Genomic DNA, 17,218 nt, shown 5'->3' on the forward strand with positions numbered 1-17,218 from the left:
CGTTACAGGGTGGAACTCGATGAGCTGTTGAGCTTTGTCGATCGACTGCAGTCATTCCAGCAGCGAGCAGAGTCTTTGGCAGCCCGGATCGACGGGCAGGTTGAGGCCTTGCACGCGACGTGGTCCGGCGAGGCGGCAGAGGAGCACAGGGCGCGCCACACCGAGTGGATGACAGCTTCCTCCGAGATGCGCGAGGCGCTGGCCCAGCTTCGGGCGGCTGCGCACAACGCCCACCAGAACTACACCAGCGCGGGTCAGCTGAACGTCGCGATGCTGACGTGACCCTTCAGGATGTTGACACCGACACCTATTACGCGGTCGGTACGGGACTCTTCGAGAAGGCGGGCAAACTCTATAGTGCCTTCAACGTCAACGTGGGCATCCTCGGCACTACCGGATCGATGGCGGGCACCGACGAGTCGGGGGTGGCGTGGGCGGCCTCCTACGACGAGCGAGCGGCTGAAGTCCTCGGTGCTGCAAATGATCTGATCGCAGCGATGGAGAACTACGGCGGCGTGATCATCCAGGCGGGGTACAACCACGCCGTCGCCGAGCACAACGCGACTGCCGGCAACCAGGGTGCTCCACCAACGAAACCGCCCGAACCGCCGAGCACAGCCGGTGTTCTGACAACGCCTCCCTCCGCCGGCGGTCCCGGCAGAGGCCTGCTGGACACGATCGGGCTGATGCAGCAGGTGGGCGTCCCGGTGCCCGACGGCGACACGGACAAGGTGTCGAAGGCTGCCGATGCCTGGGACAGGATGGCTACGGTCTACCAGACGACGTCGATCGCCGAGGCGCTGGAGGTGGATGCCCGGGCGTTCCGCGACACGCACTCGCCCGAGGTGGAGATCATCGTCCGAGACCTCGAACAGCTGCGGGATGCCACGTCGTCAGTCGTGAACGGATGCGCTGAGCTGGCGCAGTCATGCCGAGACTATGCATCGGCTCTCGGTGACCTGCGGACGCAGCTGGAAGGCATCCTAGGGGATCTGGCCGTGGAACTGGCGATGACCGCGGCGATCGGCGTCGCGGCATCCTTTGTGTCGTTCGGAGTAGGCGGGGTAGCCGCGACGGCCAAAGCAGCGCAGTCGATTACGAAGTTCGCCCGCATCATCGCCGAAGCCGTTGGCGCTTGGAAGATCACCAAGAACATCAGCAGGGGCGTCAAACGGGCACATGACATTGCCGGGCTGCGTCAGAAGCTCCAGCGGATCAAAAACCTGGGACGGAAGGGCAAGCCGGAGGGGCCGCCACCACCACGGAACATCGGCGACCTGTTCGCCGGACGTATTCCGAAGGCCAGCGAACTGGAAAACTACGCGAACTCGCAAGGTTGGGCGAAGGTTCAGACACCTGGCGGACCACCGAAGTACGTGGACGAGAATGGTGTCGTTCGTATGACAATCAAGGAGGGAAGCCCGCGGACCCCGGGTAGCGAGGCTCCGCATGTCGAGCTCAGAGACGCGACCGGACAGAGGATCGATCCGAATGGGAATCCTGTGACGAGACGTAGTGAAGGCAACCACACGCCGATATTGTGGGATTGGTGAACCGATGATCGACTACTCGAAGTTTCCTGGCTTGGCAGGCGTGTATCTCGAGGACAGCTACGTACTCGAGATCGTCGAGACGCCCCAACAGATTGTCTTCAGGCTCGACGCGGTCTTGACACCCGAGAGTCCCGCCTACCATCCGCCGCGCCCCGGCGAGCACTACTGCTATGCCGCAGCGAATCTCGTGTTCCCTGACGTAGCAGTTGTCGAATGGATTCGTCGCACCGAGAAACACTTCACTGACGCGACTGGTGAGGAAGACCTGGGCAACATTGACATCCTCCAAGACGAGGGCGACGGCTTTATCGTGGAGGGCGATTGGGGCCGGCTGCGGATCGTCGGTCGGCAGCCCATCCTGAAGCTCACCTCGTGACAGAACAGTCGAGATGGCGACCGATGTCGGCGGACGAATCAGACTTGATCCGCGCCATCTTCACCTCGGCAGGCGTTCGCGGTGCAAAAGCGCTTCTGCGTGACCTCGACGGTGCCCTCGTCTCCAACGAAACGCACTGGATCCTCGATGTCAAGACACCGAACTCCGCAGCGGCTGCGCCATTTCCAGACGGCCCATTTCCAGCGCGCACATTTGTATCCAACGAAAGCCACTATCGGGGCGAGATCATCATCTGGCTCAGCGATGGCCACGTCTCAGGACTGGAATTCGCGTGGGTCACCGATCAGCCACCGTCGAGATGGCCACGTCCCGATGAGATCGAAGTGCACACAGGCGACGTCACCTGAGATGCACACTGAAGGAGTCAGCCATGATAGATCTGGGCTTGGGCGGAAAAAGGTTGCGGTCCGTGCTCATCGAGCATTCGGTGCTCCTGCAGCTATCAGAGGGGCATTTCGTCCTCATCGCGTCGCCCTTCACGCTGGTTCGCGAAGGAATGTTAGTCGCCTTTTCACCAGAGGAGGATCCTGACGAAGCCTTCGGACCGATCCGCCAGCTGATCAGACGAGCGGTCGTCGAGGCGACTGCAGATGAATCGGGATTACTCAGAATCTGTTTCGGAGATGGCACTGCGTTGCAGGTGCCATCGGATGATGCGTATGAGGCGTGGAACGTGTCGGGTCCGGGTGGCGCACTCGTCGTCTGCATGCCCGGCGGAGAGCTCGCCGTCTGGAATAAGGACACTTCAGGACTTAACAGTTGAGCGTGGGCCTCTCCCCTGCCCTGGCGACTGAAAGGATGACCTCGTGGACGCCCGTTTCAGCTTCCTCAGCATTTCTGACGCGGCATTGCTGAATGACGTTCTGGCTCGCCGCAACCCCAACCTCCTCGAGGGGCTGACACAGCTGAACCGATTGTCACTCGAACACGCGGAGCAGGTCGTGCTCCTGCTCAGCGACGAGTTCATCAATGCGCTGGACGACGACTGGGAACCGACCGAGTACGGCAAGAGGATCAGCGACCTCCTTGCTCAGGTCAATGCGGTCAAAATCGCGGAATGGCCGTGAATAGGGCGCCACTATGCGAGACGGTCGCTGTGCCCATCAGGTCCCGCCTTGTCGCTGCTATCCCATAAGCTGAGGGAGCTCACGAGCGGACGACTGTTCGGGTACCTGGCCCGTCGTCCCGGCAACCGCGCCACACCGCACGGTGCCCCAGGGGAAGAGCCGGCACGCGAAAGCGTGCAAGCGGTGGACGCCTGAACGCGGCGTCGCCAGAAGGCGCAAGATATGTCGGACAACATCGACAGTCCCACGGATGCGGCTGTGCGCGAGCGAGTCAAAGCTCTCTCTGTCCACGTCCCGTGCGGTGGAATCCGCGGCCCGATCCAACGAGGCACACGGTCGCGCTGGCAGTCCTGCCGATGTGAGGACCACCCCGTGCGTTGGGAAAAGGCCGACGTGTCGCGTGAGTACGACCTGTGCATCGTCTACTTCCGTGCAACGGCCGGCGGTACGTCGCGCTGGGCCTGGCTGGCATGCGAGCACTGCCGCGCAGTCAACAGCGACGTCGGAAGGAGTTGGGGATTCGAGCCGTTCAGGCTGGGTCGGCACAGCCTGATGCACGGAGTAGGGGTACGCATCGATGCGCCGCCCCACATCCGCGATGAGCAGAGTGCGCGTCTGAAGGAGTTCGCCCGCGGCGACGTCCGCCTTCGTGACTGGCGTCGCGCTGAGTACCCCGCGCTTGCGGCGAGTTTCGATCCTCTCGCCGATGTCCCGCTGGAAGTCTGGAGGCAGAAGCATCCCGCGAGCTGGGAAGCGTCGCAGGATGCCTTCGCTCGATTGATCGGCCCGGGCTTCCCCCAGGTCCGCCCGATGTGACCAACGCGCCCGGGATTGTCACCGGGATCGCCGGAGGTGTTGTGTCGAAACGCAATTCACGTACACCGGAGCGACGTCGGGCAAGACCTCGTCGGGCGACCGCACGGTCTAATTGTTTCGGCCTGCGACGAGGAGCCGTCAGGAGGCCGCGGCTGCGACGAACCGCGCGTCAACAGTCGCCGACACCCTGATGTCTTCCGGCACGAGCTCGACGTCCGGGCCGCTGCGAGAGGACGCCGGTGCCGCGTCGACGGATCCGAACCCGTCGCCAAACTGGGACTGTGCTTGGCCACCGAGCATGCCGGCATCGGCGATCGCGATGGGGCGGACGGTTCCGAGATCGAGAGCGTCGGCGTACAGCTGCGCGCGGGCTGCCGCATCCTGAACAGCCCGGGTACGGACCCGTGCGACCAGTTCCTCCCGGCTCTTGGTGGTGAGCGCCCACCTCACGTAGGAGAGTTCGAATCCTTCGGTTCCGGTAACGTGTCCGCCCACCCACTGTGACAGTGCGGTGAAGTCGCGGAACTTCACTTCGACGCGGACGCTCGCGTCATAGACGGGCGGGAGCTCTTCACCATCCTCGTTTCGGGGCCGATGGGACCAGGTGCGCAGCTGTGCTGCTGACCACCACGTGACGGCGCCATGGTCGCCGTCCTCGAGCCTGCGGATCGATTCCTTGACGACCTCGAGGTCACGAGCCACCTGGTCATAGACCCAGTCCTTCTCGGGGCCGTGATAACTGACAGAGGCGTGCACGGTCCCCCGCTCGGGCGGCTGGAAATCGGAGAACGAGCCCCGAACTGTGATCTCAGTGGACATTTGCCTGACGCTAGCGGGAAGCACCGACAGCCGACGTCACCATTCAGAACTTCGTCGGTTCGCCACGCGTCGGTTCTGCGGAATCAGGTTGCCACGCAGCAGCACTCTCTCGATGCATGACCAGCGAACCGCTCGTGCCGAAGGTGCAGTCCTGCGGTAGTCGACCCGCGGTCACGCCCACTGGGCCGGCAGCCGCTTCACCCGTCCTCCGTGTATTCCGGCACCCCACATCAGAGCAGCGCAGGCACCGCAGCGGGCAGATACGGCGCGACGTTGCGCCAAGCCCGATCGATGTAGTCCTGCTTTTCGCCGACCGGGGCGACGTAATGCAACGCCTCGAGGGCCTCGTCTTTTCCACGTAGGCGCGCGATCAGCCAGGCGGCCAGGTACTGCGAAGCCAAGCAGCCTCCGGCGGTAGCGATGTTGTCTGTGGCGAAGAACGGCTGGTTGAGCACGTCCACGCCGGCAGCGATCACCCAGGGCTTCGTCGTCAGGTCGGTGCACGCGGGCACATCACGCAGCAGTCCGAGCTTCGCCAGGACCAGCGCTCCGGAGCATTGCGCAGCGATGAGCTGGCGCTGCGGGTCGAGTCCCCGCAGAACATCCATGATCGCCGGGGTGTCGACGACCTCGCGGGTGGCGATGCCGCTGCCGACGATGACCGCGTCGGCAGCAACAGCGTCCTCCAGGCTGGACATCCGCTCGATGGTGACCCCGTTCATCGACGTCACCTGCGCAGTCGGGGCGGCGATGGTGACCCGCCAGTCATCGTCCTTGATGCGATTGAGGACCCCGAGCGCAATCAGGGAGTCCAGCTCGTTGTAGCCCTCGAAGGTCAGGATGGCGATGTGCATGACAGCGTCCTCTCGGCGTGATGATGCGACCGTAGAAGCGGCGATGCATGACGGACAAAGAATTGTCATGCATACAATCGGGGGTGCCCACCGCCAGGTACAAGCGCATCGTCGATGCCTTCGCCGCCGAGATCCGGACTGGGCGGCTCAGCGCCGGAACGCAATTGCCGACTCATCGCGACCTCGCCGCCCGCGAGGGCATCGCCGTCGTCACCGCCTCGCGTGTCTATGCCGAACTCGAAGCGATGGGCCTGGTCAGCAGCGAACAGGGACGCGGGACGTTCGTCCGCGACCTCGCACTTCCCCCCGGGCACGGCATCGATCAGCACGCCCTCACCGCAGACGCTGTCGACCTGAACTTCAACTATCCCGCGCTTCCCGGCCAGGCCGACCTGCTGCGTCAGGCGTTGCGTGAGCTGGCCGGCTCGGGCGACCTGGACGCGCTGCTGCGCTACCAACCCCACGGTGGGCGGGATCGCGATCGGGCCGCGGTGGCCACCCATCTGCTCAGTCGCGGACTCGACGTCACTCCCGACCGCGTGGCCGTGGTCAACGGAGCCCAACACGGGCTGGCGGTCACCGCGCTGGCCATGCTGCGACCTGGCGACGTCGTCGCTGCCGATGCCGTGACCTACCCCGGGTTCAAGGTGCTCGCCGAATCGCTGCACCTCGAATTGACGCCCATCCCAACAACTGTGGCCGGTCCCGACATGGACGGGCTGGATAGCCTGTGCCGGCGCCGGCCGGTACGCGCGATCTACGCGATGCCCACCCTGCACAACCCGCTGGGCTGGGTGATGACGGAAGACAGCCGCCGACATCTGATCGGCATTGCCCGCCGCCACGAGCTGCTCCTGATTGAAGACGGCTCGTATGCCTACCTTGTCGACAGCCCCCCACCACCGTTGGCCGCGACCGCTCCCGACATCACCGTGTATGTATCCGGGCTGTCCAAGAATGTCGCTACCGGACTGCGCGTCGGGTTCGTCGTCGCACCGCAAGAGCACATGCGCGCCATCGAACGAGCAATACGGGCGACGACGTGGAACACCCCTGCCCTCACCGCGGCGATCGCCGCACGGTGGCTGGAGGACGGCACGGTCGCCCGCCTCGAAGCCGAAAAGCGCGCCGACGCCACGCTCAGGCAGACGATCGCCCGAGAAACGTTGCAGCCCTTCGAACAGCTCGCGTATCCGGCGTCCTACTTCACGTGGCTACCGCTACCCGACGGCGCCCGCGCCGACCGGATCGCTGCGACCCTGGCGACACGCCAGATATCGGTCTCGACAGCCGAGCCCTTCGCGATCACCGCGAACCCGCCGCAGGCCCTTCGACTCGCCCTGGGTTCCGCCGCCTTGAGCACACTCGCCGATGCTCTCGCTGCCGTCCGTCGCGCCATCGAGGACGACGTTCATCGGTGACCACCTGTGGCGTCGTGACTCCGACCTTCGTGATCAACGACGAAGCGCGCCGCCTCGCAACGACTCCCGCTGGGACGCAGGATCATTCAGTTGAAACCCACGAGACGTGGCTGCGAGCCGACGGTGACGTAGTGGCCCGGATCGATCCTGCTCTCCCTCGACCAGCGGTACGCCGTCCAGGCGTCCGCCTTTGACCGCGCTGAAGTCGACGCATGCCGTGTAGTCGGTCCAGTCACGCAGGTGCTCGGGAGCACCCTGCCGCCAGTAATGGCCATAGACCACCGGCACATGTGCCTCTTACACGAACGTCCGTTCCCTCTAAGGGACAGCAACATCGGGCAGAGGCGGATAGGGCTCACCGGTTCTCGTCGTGAAGTTTCCGCCCACCTCTGCCAAGTCGCGCAGCGTGGTTGCGCCGTCGTTCCACCAACCGCATCCGCGCCTGGTTCCGCGGGTGACCGTCCTTGTCCAAATACGGTTTCTGACCATGCTCCGTCAGACTGATTTTTGGTCCCTTGAGTAAGGTTTCGACCGCGTCGTAGACAGCATCTTCTTCGGTCGACGTCCGTACGAGGTCATCAACCGAGCGGAGCCGGTTCCCGCCGAGCTCGCCTTTCAAGCAGATCGATCGAGTCCTTATGCCAGCAGGCGTGCACCACCCGTAGCTCGCCCAGATCGAGCCATATCGGCTGCGTCCAGAACCACTCCAGGTATCTCTCGCGAGTCTCACCGGCCACCTGGTCGAGGAACGCCCGGTATTGATTCTCGTTCTTCTCCGACCAGGGGTTGGTCGAATCGTCGTGAGGTCGCGGGTAATTCCCGGGCCTGTCCGGCGATTCGGTGGCATAAGCCAGAGCGTTGAACTTATGTTTTCCCAACACCATTCGTGCGGTGCCGGCGTCGGCCATCGCTTTGACCACCTCGAGCACCCGCAGCTGCTGCGAACCCCGTCGATCAGATCACCGACCAAGCTGGCAGTGCGGTTGGGATGCCGCTAGGCGCCCGAGTTTCCGGACCGGTGATAGCCCATCGCCGACAGGAGCGCCTCGAGTTGATCGGCGCATCCGTGGATGTCACCGATGATGTCGTAACCGTTGCTCCGGCGCTTATCCGTCATGCCTTCTCCTTGCTCGGCGCGGTCTTCACTGCGAAGCACTGTGTCTGACTACCTCCGTCCCGTTCAGCTGTTGTCGCGCGCGCGGGGCGGGTGGCGGAACAGCTCAGCGGGCCGCCCCCGACCTCGGGCGGTCATCACGCCGGTTGCGACGAGCTGCGGCTCCATAGCGCGCCGGAACCAGTCGCGCTGGATCTCACGTCCGGCGATGTGCTGATGGAGACTGTGCAGGTCCGGCATGGTGAACTCGAGACCGAGCAGACGGTCGGGATCGGGCGTGTTGGCATAGCGTCTGCGGACACGACACCGAGAGTTTGACGATGTCGGCGTGGTCGTAGATAAGCCGGCCCGGCGCTGTGACGGGCACCAGCCGCGTCGTGTCCGCGGACCGGGCTTTGAGTCGGTGCCGCGGCACCAAGTTGACGTGCGCCACCGACGGCAACCAGCCGCGGTCAACCCGGCCAGGGCCATCGAACACGGGCAGCGCGGAGAAGTCACGTGACACTTCGCCCACTTCCCGGCACAGACGCTCTGGAGCTGACATACACAGCCGGCGCAGTCGGCCAACAGCTCACGTTCCTCAAGGACCAGGTCTACCTAACCGTCCTTTTAAAGGGTTACCTCTCCATCGCCGCTAAGCTTTCCAGGCGAATTGAAGCGTCGCCGTCCGTGCTCACTCGCGCGGTCTTCGTCAGCCTGAAGCCACACAGCAGTACCTGTAGGTACTGTTGCCCGGTCAGCAACGTCGTCAACGAGCTGAGAGGTTCTCGGTGTCAGACTCCAGTCCCAATGAGTATCAGTGTGATAGTTGCGGGTGGATATACCGCGCGCCAGAAAATGCAGGCGTCGATCTTGAGGACCAACCCGAGGGGTGGTCGTGCCCCGACTGCAACGCCGAAGCCGGGTTCTTCAGGCTGATTGTTCCGCCGGACACAGATCTAGGTGCGGACGATGAAGACTACGAACCCCAGGCGGACATCTCAAAGGGCCCCGCGATTCTGGCCAAGCCGTGGACCCCCGACGTTGATTCTTTGCTCAAGCGATGGCACAAGAAGAAGCTCGACACTCAGCCTGACTTTCAGCGGTACGAGGTATGGCCGATTCAGAAGCGAAGCCGTCTTGTCGAATCTGTGCTCTTAGGGCTACCAATTCCGCTGTTTTATTTCGCTGAAGAAGAGGACGGAACTGAGGTAGTTATCGACGGTCAGCAAAGGCTGACTAGCCTCTTCCGATTTATAGATAACGAGTATTCCCTAAAAGGGTTGGGGCCGCTTCGCTCTTTGGACGGGAAGAAGTATCAAGACCTCGAGGAACGTCTCCAGGACGAGATCAGCGACTTCAGCTTGTCGGTGATTACTATTCAGAAAAATTCTGATCCAGACGTTCGTTTCACCATGTTCGAAAGGCTTAATGAAGGAGCAACAAAGTTAAACGATCAAGAGCTGCGAAACTCAGTCTATCGAGGTGAGTACAACGAGCAGCTGAAGCAACTCTCCTCCAACAAAGACTTCATGACGATTCTTAAGCAGTCTAAGCCTCATAAGCGCATGGTCGATGTAGAGCTAGTCCTTAGGTTCATGGCGTTCTACAACCAGACCTATCTCAAACATCCCGACAAAAAGACTAAAGAATTCCTCAACAATGAAATGGAGCAGTGGCGCCACCGCAAGGCGAAGGACCAGAAGAAGGCCGAGAAGGCATTCGGCGAAGCAGTTAAATCAGCGTTGACCGTGTACGGCGACAGGGTGGCACGCCGCTATGTCGCCGGAGATGCTAAAACCCCAGGGAAGTGGGAGCCTCGACTCAACCGGGCGCTCTACGACGTACAGATGTACGGGTTCACGCGTTACTCACGATCTCTAGTTACTAAGAACTCTGACGCGATTTACGAAGCAAGCTTGGATTTGATGTCCAACGGAACATTCAACGATCTTATTTCGCACACTATTTCTGAGTCTAAGCGCGTAGCGAAACGATTCACAATGTGGCTGGACATGCTTGAATCTGTCATAGGCAACCAACAGCAAGGATCGAGGATATTTCCGGAAACAGTGAAGAAGAAGCTCTATGATGCCGATCCGGCGTGCACGATATGCAAGCAGCAGATCAAGATTATCGATGATGCACATATTGACCATATAGTGCCCTGGAGCAAGGGCGGTACAACAACTGAAGATAATGCGGCGCTGACGCACCGCTTCTGCAATCAGCAAAAACAAGCGAACGATTCGATCACCGACTAGGCGGAGGCTCCGTTGCCCGATTGCAGCGCTTATCAGTGTCCGCACGCAGGAAAAGGGGGTGAGGTGGCGTCGCAGGTATCCCATCACGGCCGTTACGCGCCGCCCAGCCGAATTTGTGAACGGCGTCACGTGGAACTCGCGGCAGCGAAGTGAGCGATGGTGCAGTTTGCCGCTTAAACAGACTTAGATCACCGGACCGGGGATTCTGGGCCGTTGACATCAGAGTCGAAAACAGCGATAGCCATAACGTCCGTGATGGGTCGAACTGCACGTAAGGACGGTCTGATCAATATTGCCGCGATCGACTGTGCACGCTCGGCGCGCAATCTCTAGGCGTAGACGCCACGCACTACACGCATGCCGATGAAGAGCCCGGCCCCGGGTTGCTTATGGTGGGGCCTAAGTGGGTCGCAGTCGCACTACCCTGGCGTCCGGTTGACTCGCGCCTCATTGCTTATTCAGCTCGAACCGGACTCGATAGAGATACCAATCAGTCTTCACGCCCAGCTTCTCAGCCTGAACCTGAACGAGCTCGGCGAGATCGTCGTCTGGCTGTCCCGTGATGATGACCAGGCGAGCGCCGGGACGGTCACTTTTCTCCGCAAGAGACTTCAACGCTCTCATGTACTTCGACGCCTGCGCAACGATTCCCTGATCCGGTTCTTCCGCCTTGAGCTCGATACCGACCAGCTCTCGTGTCCTCGTATCGACCGCGAGCAGATCGATCTTGGAGCCTGGAGCCAGTTGCTTCTCCCGCTCGATGATCCGCAGATCCTTGGTCGCTTGGTCGAGAAAATTGTGATTCAGCCAAAGGAAGCGGGACAGCTGGCTTTCGACCTTGAACAATTCGCGGGTTGGCTGGAGTCCTTTGATTGGACGCTCCGCGTCGAAGAAGTAGATCAGGGACGCCGGCGTGTTGGCCGGGTCGAGCAATTCCGGACTGAACTCCAACCCTGCATTTCTGAATCGGTCACTCAGCTCCTCCAAAAGCTTCGTAGAAGTCCGCTCGTATCCTGCTTCACGAACGAGGACGCCTAGCTTGCTCTTCGGCATATGCCTCAGCAGCCGCGTCGTCGTGGACGCCGCGTCGACGCGCTGCCGCATCTTTGCGACCAGACGATCCAAACGATCTTCTCTCGTCAGTCGCGCCGCCATGTTCCCCCTCCACCAGCGCTTGCTTGACTCAGCTTCCCATCGTCCGCTAAGCAGGCGTTAGCCCGATTTCTATCACGGACAGTTGCTGCACGGTTCGATTCGCACATGCTCGCTCACTCCGAGCAAATCCGCTCGAACATTGGTCGGTTGCTTTCGGTGGTTCGATCCGGGCAGCTTGCGTGGAGGTCGCAAGTGACCATCAGGAGGGGAACGAATGAAGATCATCTTTCTGCACGGCATCGGCGACGGCGACCCTCACTATTCGTGGCTCGACGGCCTGAACAGAGGTCTTGTCCAAGCGGGCCATGAGCCCGTCGACCGGGAACAGGTCATCGCCCCGCGCTACTCCTCTTACCTCAAGACGGAAGGCCGCGGCGGCAAGCTTCCACCAATCACGTACAGGCCGCAGGACGAGGCTTCCGCGCGCCAGGAGTTCGAGCGCCGACAGGCTAGGGTGCAGCGCCTGCTCCGTACACAGCACGGCGTCCGGACCTTCGGCTTCAATCTGATCCCCGCGCCCGTATGGGACGTCGCACCTGAGTTCTTCGTGAGCCACGCCTCCGTCATGAATCTCGATCAGGTGCGTCGGTATGTTCGCGACGACAAGGTTCGAGCCGACGTCATGAACCACATCATCGACCATCTCCCTTCATACGGTGACGTCATCCTTATCGCTCACAGCCTCGGCTCCGTGATCGCAATCGATCTTCTCGATCACCTGCCGGAGAACCTCCACGTGCGTCGGTTCATCACCATCGGGAGCCCGGCGAACATTCGAGCCCTTCACGAGGGCAGTGAACGGCTCCTGAAGAAGTTTCCTTACTCACGGGTCGACGATTGGTCGAACTTCCTCAACGTTCGGGACATAGTGACCGGGGGGCGGGGGCTAGCGAGCACCTTCCCAGGAGCCCAAGATTTTCTTCTTACCACGATCACTGGCCACGATGCTGCAACCTATATAGGCGAAGCGTCCGTCTCGGCGCTGATCGCCGACGTTCTGTACCCCGGCAAGGAGGTGGTGAGAGCCTCAGCCGACATCGCGGTGCGAATGGGAGATGGCGAGGCGTCGATGCTCCTTCTGCAACACTTCGCAGAAGCCGTCGCCAACAACCTCAAAGACGACAACGCGCGGTCTCGGTACCGCGCCGCACTGCAAATTCTTCGCGATGACATTGCGGCGCAGCTGTTGCAGCAGGAGGCCTCAGGACAGCTACTCTCGCCGGAGATGGTCCAACTGTCGAACGGATCCTTAGCACCTTTGCCGCACCGCTGGGAATTCCATGACGCCGTCGCAGAGCTGGTAGTGCTCGCCCTGACGAATCCCGTGACGCCGTACGAGATCGACGCCGGTTCCGCCATCCCACTCGCGCTCGAACACATCTCTGTGGAACTCGGATTCACTCGCCGGATAGGTAAAGTCGTCGTCGCGGCGATCAACGACGTCCAACGATCTGTGGCCCCAAAGGGCGGGGTGCCCTGGGGACGTGTACTCACGGCGGCGGCAGGGGTCGCCTTGCTCGCAGCGGGACCCGTTGGTCTCGCCGTTGCCGCTCCGGCGGGTCTTGCTGGAGCTGCCGCTGTCACCAGCAGCCTCGCCGCATTCGGTCCCGGCGGGATGATGGGCGGACTGGCGATGCTCGGAAGTCTGGCTGGAACCGGAGCCGCGGCAGCGACAGCCGCCGCAGTCTCTGGACCCGGGGCTCAAACCACAGGACCGAACCTCGAAAGCCTGACGATGAGTGTGGCGACTGAGCACGCCCGCAAGAAGCTCGACCTGCCGCATGACCGGACGCTCTGGTACCAGCTCACCGACTTCGAAAGCCAGATCTCTTCTGCGCTCAACCGACTGCAACCGTTCAACGATCCGAAATCGCAGAGGCTTGTTCAGCTCGCTGCAGCAAGAGCGGCGGTCAAACAGCTGCTTCGATTCATGATCGAGAACGGATTGTCACCAGTTTCCATCACCGACGGCGAGCCCAAACAAGTCGGACGGTGATCGAAACGTCCGAGGATCTGGGCTGACTTTCTGTTCTTGATGCTGGCGACCACGTCTCCCCCTCCCTCGCCGGACGCGATGATGGCAACACAAACTTGAGCGATCGCCTAAACCGTCGCGGAGGTACGGGGGCAAGGTCTAGGAGATTGCTCGAGTTAACGTGCTGACTTCGCTTGGTTAGAGACGGCGTCATCGCGACGGCTTTGGAAACGTACTCCCGCGAGGCGTTCGCGATTAACTACGAAGACGTGCGCGTATTCACAGTATCCGGCGCTGGGTACAGACAACTATCCAAGATTCTGGACTTATCGGCGGAGGCTTGGGCGCTGTAGGCGCGATAACGGGAATGCCTGTGGCAGAGGTTCTTAACGCCGGCGGACGACGAACATTCTCATACGTGGATACGGTCGTTGAGTTCCGATCGGGGGCGGTAGACTTGATGCTGCAAGCAATGCCTTTTCCTCCGTTAAAATTGCGAACCCTTATGGGCCCGGCCTTCAACCGAATCGAGCTCGCGCACCAAAGCGGAGGGTGGCCAGCAGGTCTGCCCAGACCGGAGTGAGTTGACATACTGCTGGCAATAACACCTAAGGGTTCTCTTGGTCAGGCACGGGAACAAGACGCAAGCCATGTGATGGTACAAGGACAGGAAGTCGATTGCGTTCATTGAGTCACCAAACGATTCGCCGATGAACGGCGTAACTCGGCGCCTTTCCGGCCCTCATCGCCACCGGCTCAATTACGGTGGGCTTCGTGGCGAAAATTCGATCCCTTAAACCCGATCCCGAACCGGCCCGCCCTCCGAGGACGGAAGTCGACTGCTTGTACACAACTGTCTTTGATGACGCCGGCACGAAGCTGCTCCGATTGGCGACACTGGGGTCGGACTTAAGGAAGTTGGGGCCCAAACCCAGCCAAATAATTGAGATTGACGAAGCGACGGCAGATGCACTGGTCCGGATAGTGTTGGAGACATTCCCACGGATATCTGGTAACCCGACAAGCCAGTAGATGCGACTGAGTGTTCGCAGCTACGGCCCGCCTTCGGCAGCTATAAAGGGATTTCATGTCCAGCAATGAGTTTCATGACGAAATCATTCAGCTGGTGCGCCACGTCGACTGTCACTACGGCAGCGCACTTCGCGACGAAGAAGAAGGTCTAAGCATCGAAGACGCCGCCCGAAGGCGCGACGAAGTTCGACTCGACCGCATCATCGATCTCCGCCGCGCCGTTCACATGGTTGCGCTCGGCGAGCATTCCCAGAACAAGGCTCAGGCCGGCCACGAGGACGGGGTCCTGCGAGCACTTCTGCACTATGAAGGGCGCATGTCGGTGGGACTGCGGCGCCATATTCATGCACGGCTAGCGGAAATCCAACCCAAGTTTGGCTTGCGCGAGACCACGCAACCGTTGAGATGTGTCACCCGTGGAGCCCAAGCACGTCGACGTTGACCTCATAACCGGAGGGCGGTTGTACCAAGGCCCGGCACGACGAAGACCCGACCAATTCTATGTGATCGCAGCTAGGGTCCGAGCCGCACCTGATCTCCCTCGCGCGGTCCCGCCAACATCAACTATCAGTCGATTCCAGCTGGTCACCAGGCACTTCATCGTCGGTCTCCAACTCGGCGTCATCGCTCATTTCCGGGACCTGGTCAAGGTACTCGTTCCACATCTCAGCAAGAGAACGATGGTCATTCGCGCCAACGTTGAAGAACCACCATCCGTTTTCACTCTTGCCAGATATCCAGCGCGCCGCGCCAGACGGGGTGTCGAAGACGTGCCCGTCAACGTCAATACGACCGTCTGGCAGGACGATGGCTGTTCTTCCGCTTAACGACTTTCGGCGCACGTAGATAGTCGACCCCGCTTCGATCAAGCCGGCGCCGATAAGGTCGGCCATTGTGACGCGTCGGCGCGGCTGCTCTTCTGCATGTCCAAAGTTTGACCGGTGACCGTCTGGCACCGGCCAGATTTCGATGATCGCTTGTGTCATCACCGCGGTGCGCGCGCGCACTTTGGTGTCGTTCCATTCGAGGCCCGCTTGGCCGAGCAGATCCGAATTCAGTTTGAGCACATCGTGTTGCTGCAGGGCAGCGCGCTTCGTTTCCCACGGCGCGTTTGAGACCTTTGCGTTCAGCTTCGAGGTGAGGAGAGTCAAGTTCCCGATCGTATGAATAAGGCGGTCTCGTGCAGCCTCGTCTGGGGCTTGTTGTAGCGGCCAGTGCGCTTGCCACTTCTGCGGGAGCACGTGCTCGATGTGGTACGCCCCTCGGGCAACGCGTTCACCGCCAAGACCCGGGACGAGTCCCTTCCATCCTCGTCGATGATCCTCGATTGCCTCCAGAACCATCCGCAGCCGACCATTGCTAATCCGTTGGTAGGCCGGTGCGGCCGTCAGATCATTGGAAAGCTCAGCGTCATCAGGCCAGTAACGGCTGCTAACGTTCTGGCCCGCGAAGTACTGTTCAACCACGTCGCCGGCCTCGTCGCGTTCACCCTTGCTCAGCTGGGTGACCAACTCTGCAGCAACCTGTGTGTAAGAGCTCGTGCGAGCTCGGACGAGCATTCTGCGTACAAGCCAACTCTCAAGAACCTCAAGCACTTTTAGCTCTTGCTCCGGAGGCACTGGGTTCAATTCGGGGTCCCGAAGCCAAAGTACGACGGGCTTGAAGACCTCACTTTCCAACATGCTCGACCGGTAAGCGAAAAGTTGCAAACGGTCGACTGGATTGCTGGCAGTCGCGCCCTCGATGAATCGTCGATACACGACACTCGCTCGTGCAATCTGACCCACCAGCTGAATCATTGGCACTTCAGCTTCGTAGTCCGCGTAGCGCTTGAATCTGGCGAAGACCTCACGCGCAACGATCTCTTCGCCGGTGCGCGCAATGAGCCAGTGATTAAGGAAAATTGACGAACGAGAATAGCGCAACCGCCCGAAGGTCACCTCCGCTTCCCAGAATCCGGTCTCGAATTCTTTCCAATGCGATTCGTACGCAACCTCAACATCGACGCCCTGCTCGAGGAGGCGCTGGAACACGAAGTTCTTGATCAAGTCTGCGGCTGTGAGGCCCGCACCCCTGGCATTGAGCGTTTCGAAAATTTCCTGAGCGTTTTCGTCAGCGGCGAGATCGATTACTACGAGTTGGAGTAGTTCTCGGACGGCAAATTCGATACTGTCGGCCCTCTTGTTGACACCTTCGGGGCCGTCCAACTTTAACCACTCGCGCGCCTGCTCGGCAAAATAGCGATGCGCCTCAACGAGGCGCTCGCCGGCATGCGGAAGTGCTGCGTATTCGATCGGTGGCGGCGCGTCCATGACCGCATTGAATGACGGCCTGTCCCGGTTCGTTGGCCAAACCTTGAACTTGTCTTCGTGGTTCTCACAGAATGCTTCCGGGTTTCTGACGAGCGTTTCCAGGCGAAGCGCAGGCTGTCGCACGCCGGCCTGTGCAATTTCTGCATGTAGCGCATCGAGAAGCACCTGCAATGTAGTGAGTCGTTGCTGTCCATCGATCACGGTGCGGACCTGGAGCGAACCCACAGGATTCTGCAACTGTTGCAGGACTACAGCGCCTAAAAAATGGGGTTGCTGCTTTGTATTCGGCTCCGCGCGATGTCGTTCTGCCACTCGTATTACGTCGTGCCACAACGGCGCCCACTGGTTCTCCCGGTTCCAGACGTACGGCCGTTGAAACAGGGGCACAATCAGCCGCTGCGGCTGCATGAACACCGATTGTGGAGTTCGAACTTGAGTTTCCATCAGCTGTAGTGCCTTT

At 60.9% G+C, this 17,218-nt stretch carries 18 protein-coding genes and 1 riboswitch; of the genes, 11 read left to right on the top strand and 7 right to left on the bottom strand.

What is annotated here, in order from left to right; translation table 11 throughout:
• Nucleotides 1-9: 9 nt before the first annotated feature.
• From MCHUDSM44219_RS04620 to MCHUDSM44219_RS04640, 7 genes are all read left to right on the top strand, one after another.
• Nucleotides 10-282 carry a WXG100 family type VII secretion target gene (locus MCHUDSM44219_RS04620; protein WP_236695349.1) on the top strand — a complete coding sequence of 91 codons (273 nt, stop codon included), beginning with the start codon at nt 10-12 and terminating at the stop codon, nt 280-282.
• Entirely contained in the window at nt 279-1,553 is a 1,275-nt protein-coding gene (locus tag MCHUDSM44219_RS04625) for a WXG100-like domain-containing protein (protein WP_048417044.1), read from the top strand. The genes MCHUDSM44219_RS04620 and MCHUDSM44219_RS04625 overlap by 4 nt, the downstream gene beginning before the upstream one ends.
• A gap of 4 nt (nt 1,554-1,557) precedes the next feature.
• Nucleotides 1,558-1,929 carry a hypothetical protein gene (locus tag MCHUDSM44219_RS04630; protein WP_048417045.1) on the top strand — a complete coding sequence of 124 codons (372 nt, stop codon included), beginning with the start codon at nt 1,558-1,560 and terminating at the stop codon, nt 1,927-1,929.
• Between the two features lie 23 nt (nt 1,930-1,952).
• Nucleotides 1,953-2,297: a hypothetical protein gene (locus MCHUDSM44219_RS28735; protein ID WP_236695350.1), complete on the top strand. Its 345-nt coding sequence runs from the start codon at nt 1,953-1,955 to the stop codon at nt 2,295-2,297.
• Nucleotides 2,298-2,320: 23 nt separating this feature from the next.
• Nucleotides 2,321-2,713 (top strand): DUF6188 family protein, encoded by a 393-nt coding sequence (locus tag MCHUDSM44219_RS28740; protein WP_236695351.1) that lies wholly within the window; start codon nt 2,321-2,323, stop codon nt 2,711-2,713.
• A gap of 43 nt (nt 2,714-2,756) precedes the next feature.
• Nucleotides 2,757-3,017, top strand: coding sequence for a hypothetical protein (locus MCHUDSM44219_RS04635; RefSeq protein ID WP_048417046.1), 261 nt, complete (start codon nt 2,757-2,759; stop codon nt 3,015-3,017).
• Nucleotides 3,018-3,094: 77 nt separating this feature from the next.
• Nucleotides 3,095-3,206, top strand: a riboswitch (SAM riboswitch).
• A gap of 183 nt (nt 3,207-3,389) precedes the next feature.
• Nucleotides 3,390-3,833, top strand: coding sequence for a hypothetical protein (locus MCHUDSM44219_RS04640; RefSeq protein WP_236695352.1), 444 nt, complete (start codon nt 3,390-3,392; stop codon nt 3,831-3,833).
• Between the two features lie 138 nt (nt 3,834-3,971).
• On the opposite strand, the gene MCHUDSM44219_RS04645 is transcribed toward MCHUDSM44219_RS04640, so the two are convergent.
• Together MCHUDSM44219_RS04645 and MCHUDSM44219_RS04650 are read right to left on the bottom strand one after the other, a co-directional pair.
• Nucleotides 3,972-4,652 carry an SIMPL domain-containing protein gene (locus MCHUDSM44219_RS04645; protein WP_048417048.1) on the bottom strand — a complete coding sequence of 227 codons (681 nt, stop codon included), beginning with the start codon at nt 4,650-4,652 and terminating at the stop codon, nt 3,972-3,974.
• Between the two features lie 230 nt (nt 4,653-4,882).
• Nucleotides 4,883-5,506 carry a DJ-1/PfpI family protein gene (locus MCHUDSM44219_RS04650; RefSeq protein ID WP_048417049.1) on the bottom strand — a complete coding sequence of 208 codons (624 nt, stop codon included), beginning with the start codon at nt 5,504-5,506 and terminating at the stop codon, nt 4,883-4,885.
• An 83-nt stretch (nt 5,507-5,589) separates the two neighbouring features.
• On the opposite strand from MCHUDSM44219_RS04650, the gene MCHUDSM44219_RS04655 reads away from it, so the two are divergent.
• Nucleotides 5,590-6,927, top strand: a complete 1,338-nt coding sequence (locus MCHUDSM44219_RS04655; RefSeq protein ID WP_048417050.1) for an aminotransferase-like domain-containing protein — start codon at nt 5,590-5,592, stop codon at nt 6,925-6,927.
• A gap of 578 nt (nt 6,928-7,505) precedes the next feature.
• Here the strand turns inward: MCHUDSM44219_RS04655 and MCHUDSM44219_RS31585 are convergent.
• The 3 genes from MCHUDSM44219_RS31585 to MCHUDSM44219_RS31675 all read right to left on the bottom strand — a co-directional run bounded on the left by MCHUDSM44219_RS31585 (nt 7,506) and on the right by MCHUDSM44219_RS31675 (nt 8,512).
• Nucleotides 7,506-7,856, bottom strand: coding sequence for a metallophosphoesterase family protein (locus tag MCHUDSM44219_RS31585; RefSeq protein WP_237157327.1), 351 nt, complete (start codon nt 7,854-7,856; stop codon nt 7,506-7,508).
• A gap of 65 nt (nt 7,857-7,921) precedes the next feature.
• Nucleotides 7,922-8,044 (bottom strand): hypothetical protein, encoded by a 123-nt coding sequence (locus MCHUDSM44219_RS31590; protein WP_272818929.1) that lies wholly within the window; start codon nt 8,042-8,044, stop codon nt 7,922-7,924.
• Between the two features lie 63 nt (nt 8,045-8,107).
• Entirely contained in the window at nt 8,108-8,512 is a 405-nt protein-coding gene (locus MCHUDSM44219_RS31675) for an NrtR DNA-binding winged helix domain-containing protein (RefSeq protein WP_413783580.1), read from the bottom strand.
• A 299-nt stretch (nt 8,513-8,811) separates the two neighbouring features.
• Between MCHUDSM44219_RS31675 and MCHUDSM44219_RS04670 the strand changes: the two genes are divergently transcribed.
• Nucleotides 8,812-10,284 (top strand): GmrSD restriction endonuclease domain-containing protein, encoded by a 1,473-nt coding sequence (locus MCHUDSM44219_RS04670; RefSeq protein ID WP_131722280.1) that lies wholly within the window; start codon nt 8,812-8,814, stop codon nt 10,282-10,284.
• 447 nt (nt 10,285-10,731) lie between these two features.
• On the opposite strand, the gene MCHUDSM44219_RS04675 is transcribed toward MCHUDSM44219_RS04670, so the two are convergent.
• Nucleotides 10,732-11,439, bottom strand: a complete 708-nt coding sequence (locus MCHUDSM44219_RS04675; protein WP_131722281.1) for a PDDEXK family nuclease — start codon at nt 11,437-11,439, stop codon at nt 10,732-10,734.
• Between the two features lie 214 nt (nt 11,440-11,653).
• Here MCHUDSM44219_RS04675 and MCHUDSM44219_RS04680 point away from each other — a divergent pair, with 214 nt between their 5' ends.
• On the top strand, nt 11,654-13,435 hold the full coding sequence (locus MCHUDSM44219_RS04680; protein WP_048417052.1) for an alpha/beta hydrolase family protein: 1,782 nt from the start codon (nt 11,654-11,656) through the stop codon (nt 13,433-13,435).
• Between the two features lie 1,066 nt (nt 13,436-14,501).
• Nucleotides 14,502-14,888: a hypothetical protein gene (locus MCHUDSM44219_RS29730; protein WP_131722282.1), complete on the top strand. Its 387-nt coding sequence runs from the start codon at nt 14,502-14,504 to the stop codon at nt 14,886-14,888.
• A 118-nt stretch (nt 14,889-15,006) separates the two neighbouring features.
• Here the strand turns inward: MCHUDSM44219_RS29730 and MCHUDSM44219_RS04685 are convergent, their stop codons facing one another.
• The gene (locus tag MCHUDSM44219_RS04685) at nt 15,007-17,166 is read right to left on the bottom strand and encodes a GmrSD restriction endonuclease domain-containing protein (protein WP_162232085.1); all 2,160 of its coding nucleotides are present in this window, start codon (nt 17,164-17,166) and stop codon (nt 15,007-15,009) included.
• Nucleotides 17,167-17,218 lie beyond the last annotated feature (52 nt).

Source organism: Mycolicibacterium chubuense, assembly GCF_001044255.1.
Classification (GTDB): domain Bacteria; phylum Actinomycetota; class Actinomycetes; order Mycobacteriales; family Mycobacteriaceae; genus Mycobacterium; species Mycobacterium chubuense.

Excerpts from the sequence above, each read along its gene's own strand:
- MCHUDSM44219_RS04630 (WP_048417045.1), top strand. The coding sequence starts at position 1,558 with ATGATCGACTACTCGAAGTTTCCTGGCTTGGCAGGCGTGTATCTCGAG.
- MCHUDSM44219_RS28735 (WP_236695350.1), top strand. The coding sequence starts at position 1,953 with ATGTCGGCGGACGAATCAGACTTGATCCGCGCCATCTTCACCTCGGCA.
- MCHUDSM44219_RS28740 (WP_236695351.1), top strand. The coding sequence starts at position 2,321 with ATGATAGATCTGGGCTTGGGCGGAAAAAGGTTGCGGTCCGTGCTCATC.
- MCHUDSM44219_RS04645 (WP_048417048.1), bottom strand. The coding sequence starts at position 4,652 with ATGTCCACTGAGATCACAGTTCGGGGCTCGTTCTCCGATTTCCAGCCG.
- MCHUDSM44219_RS04650 (WP_048417049.1), bottom strand. The coding sequence starts at position 5,506 with ATGCACATCGCCATCCTGACCTTCGAGGGCTACAACGAGCTGGACTCC.
- MCHUDSM44219_RS31590 (WP_272818929.1), bottom strand. The coding sequence starts at position 8,044 with ATGACGGATAAGCGCCGGAGCAACGGTTACGACATCATCGGTGACATC.
- MCHUDSM44219_RS31675 (WP_413783580.1), bottom strand. The coding sequence starts at position 8,512 with ATGGCCCTGGCCGGGTTGACCGCGGCTGGTTGCCGTCGGTGGCGCACG.
- MCHUDSM44219_RS04675 (WP_131722281.1), bottom strand. The coding sequence starts at position 11,439 with ATGGCGGCGCGACTGACGAGAGAAGATCGTTTGGATCGTCTGGTCGCA.
- MCHUDSM44219_RS04680 (WP_048417052.1), top strand. The coding sequence starts at position 11,654 with ATGAAGATCATCTTTCTGCACGGCATCGGCGACGGCGACCCTCACTAT.
- MCHUDSM44219_RS29730 (WP_131722282.1), top strand. The coding sequence starts at position 14,502 with ATGTCCAGCAATGAGTTTCATGACGAAATCATTCAGCTGGTGCGCCAC.
- MCHUDSM44219_RS04685 (WP_162232085.1), bottom strand. The coding sequence starts at position 17,166 with ATGCAGCCGCAGCGGCTGATTGTGCCCCTGTTTCAACGGCCGTACGTC.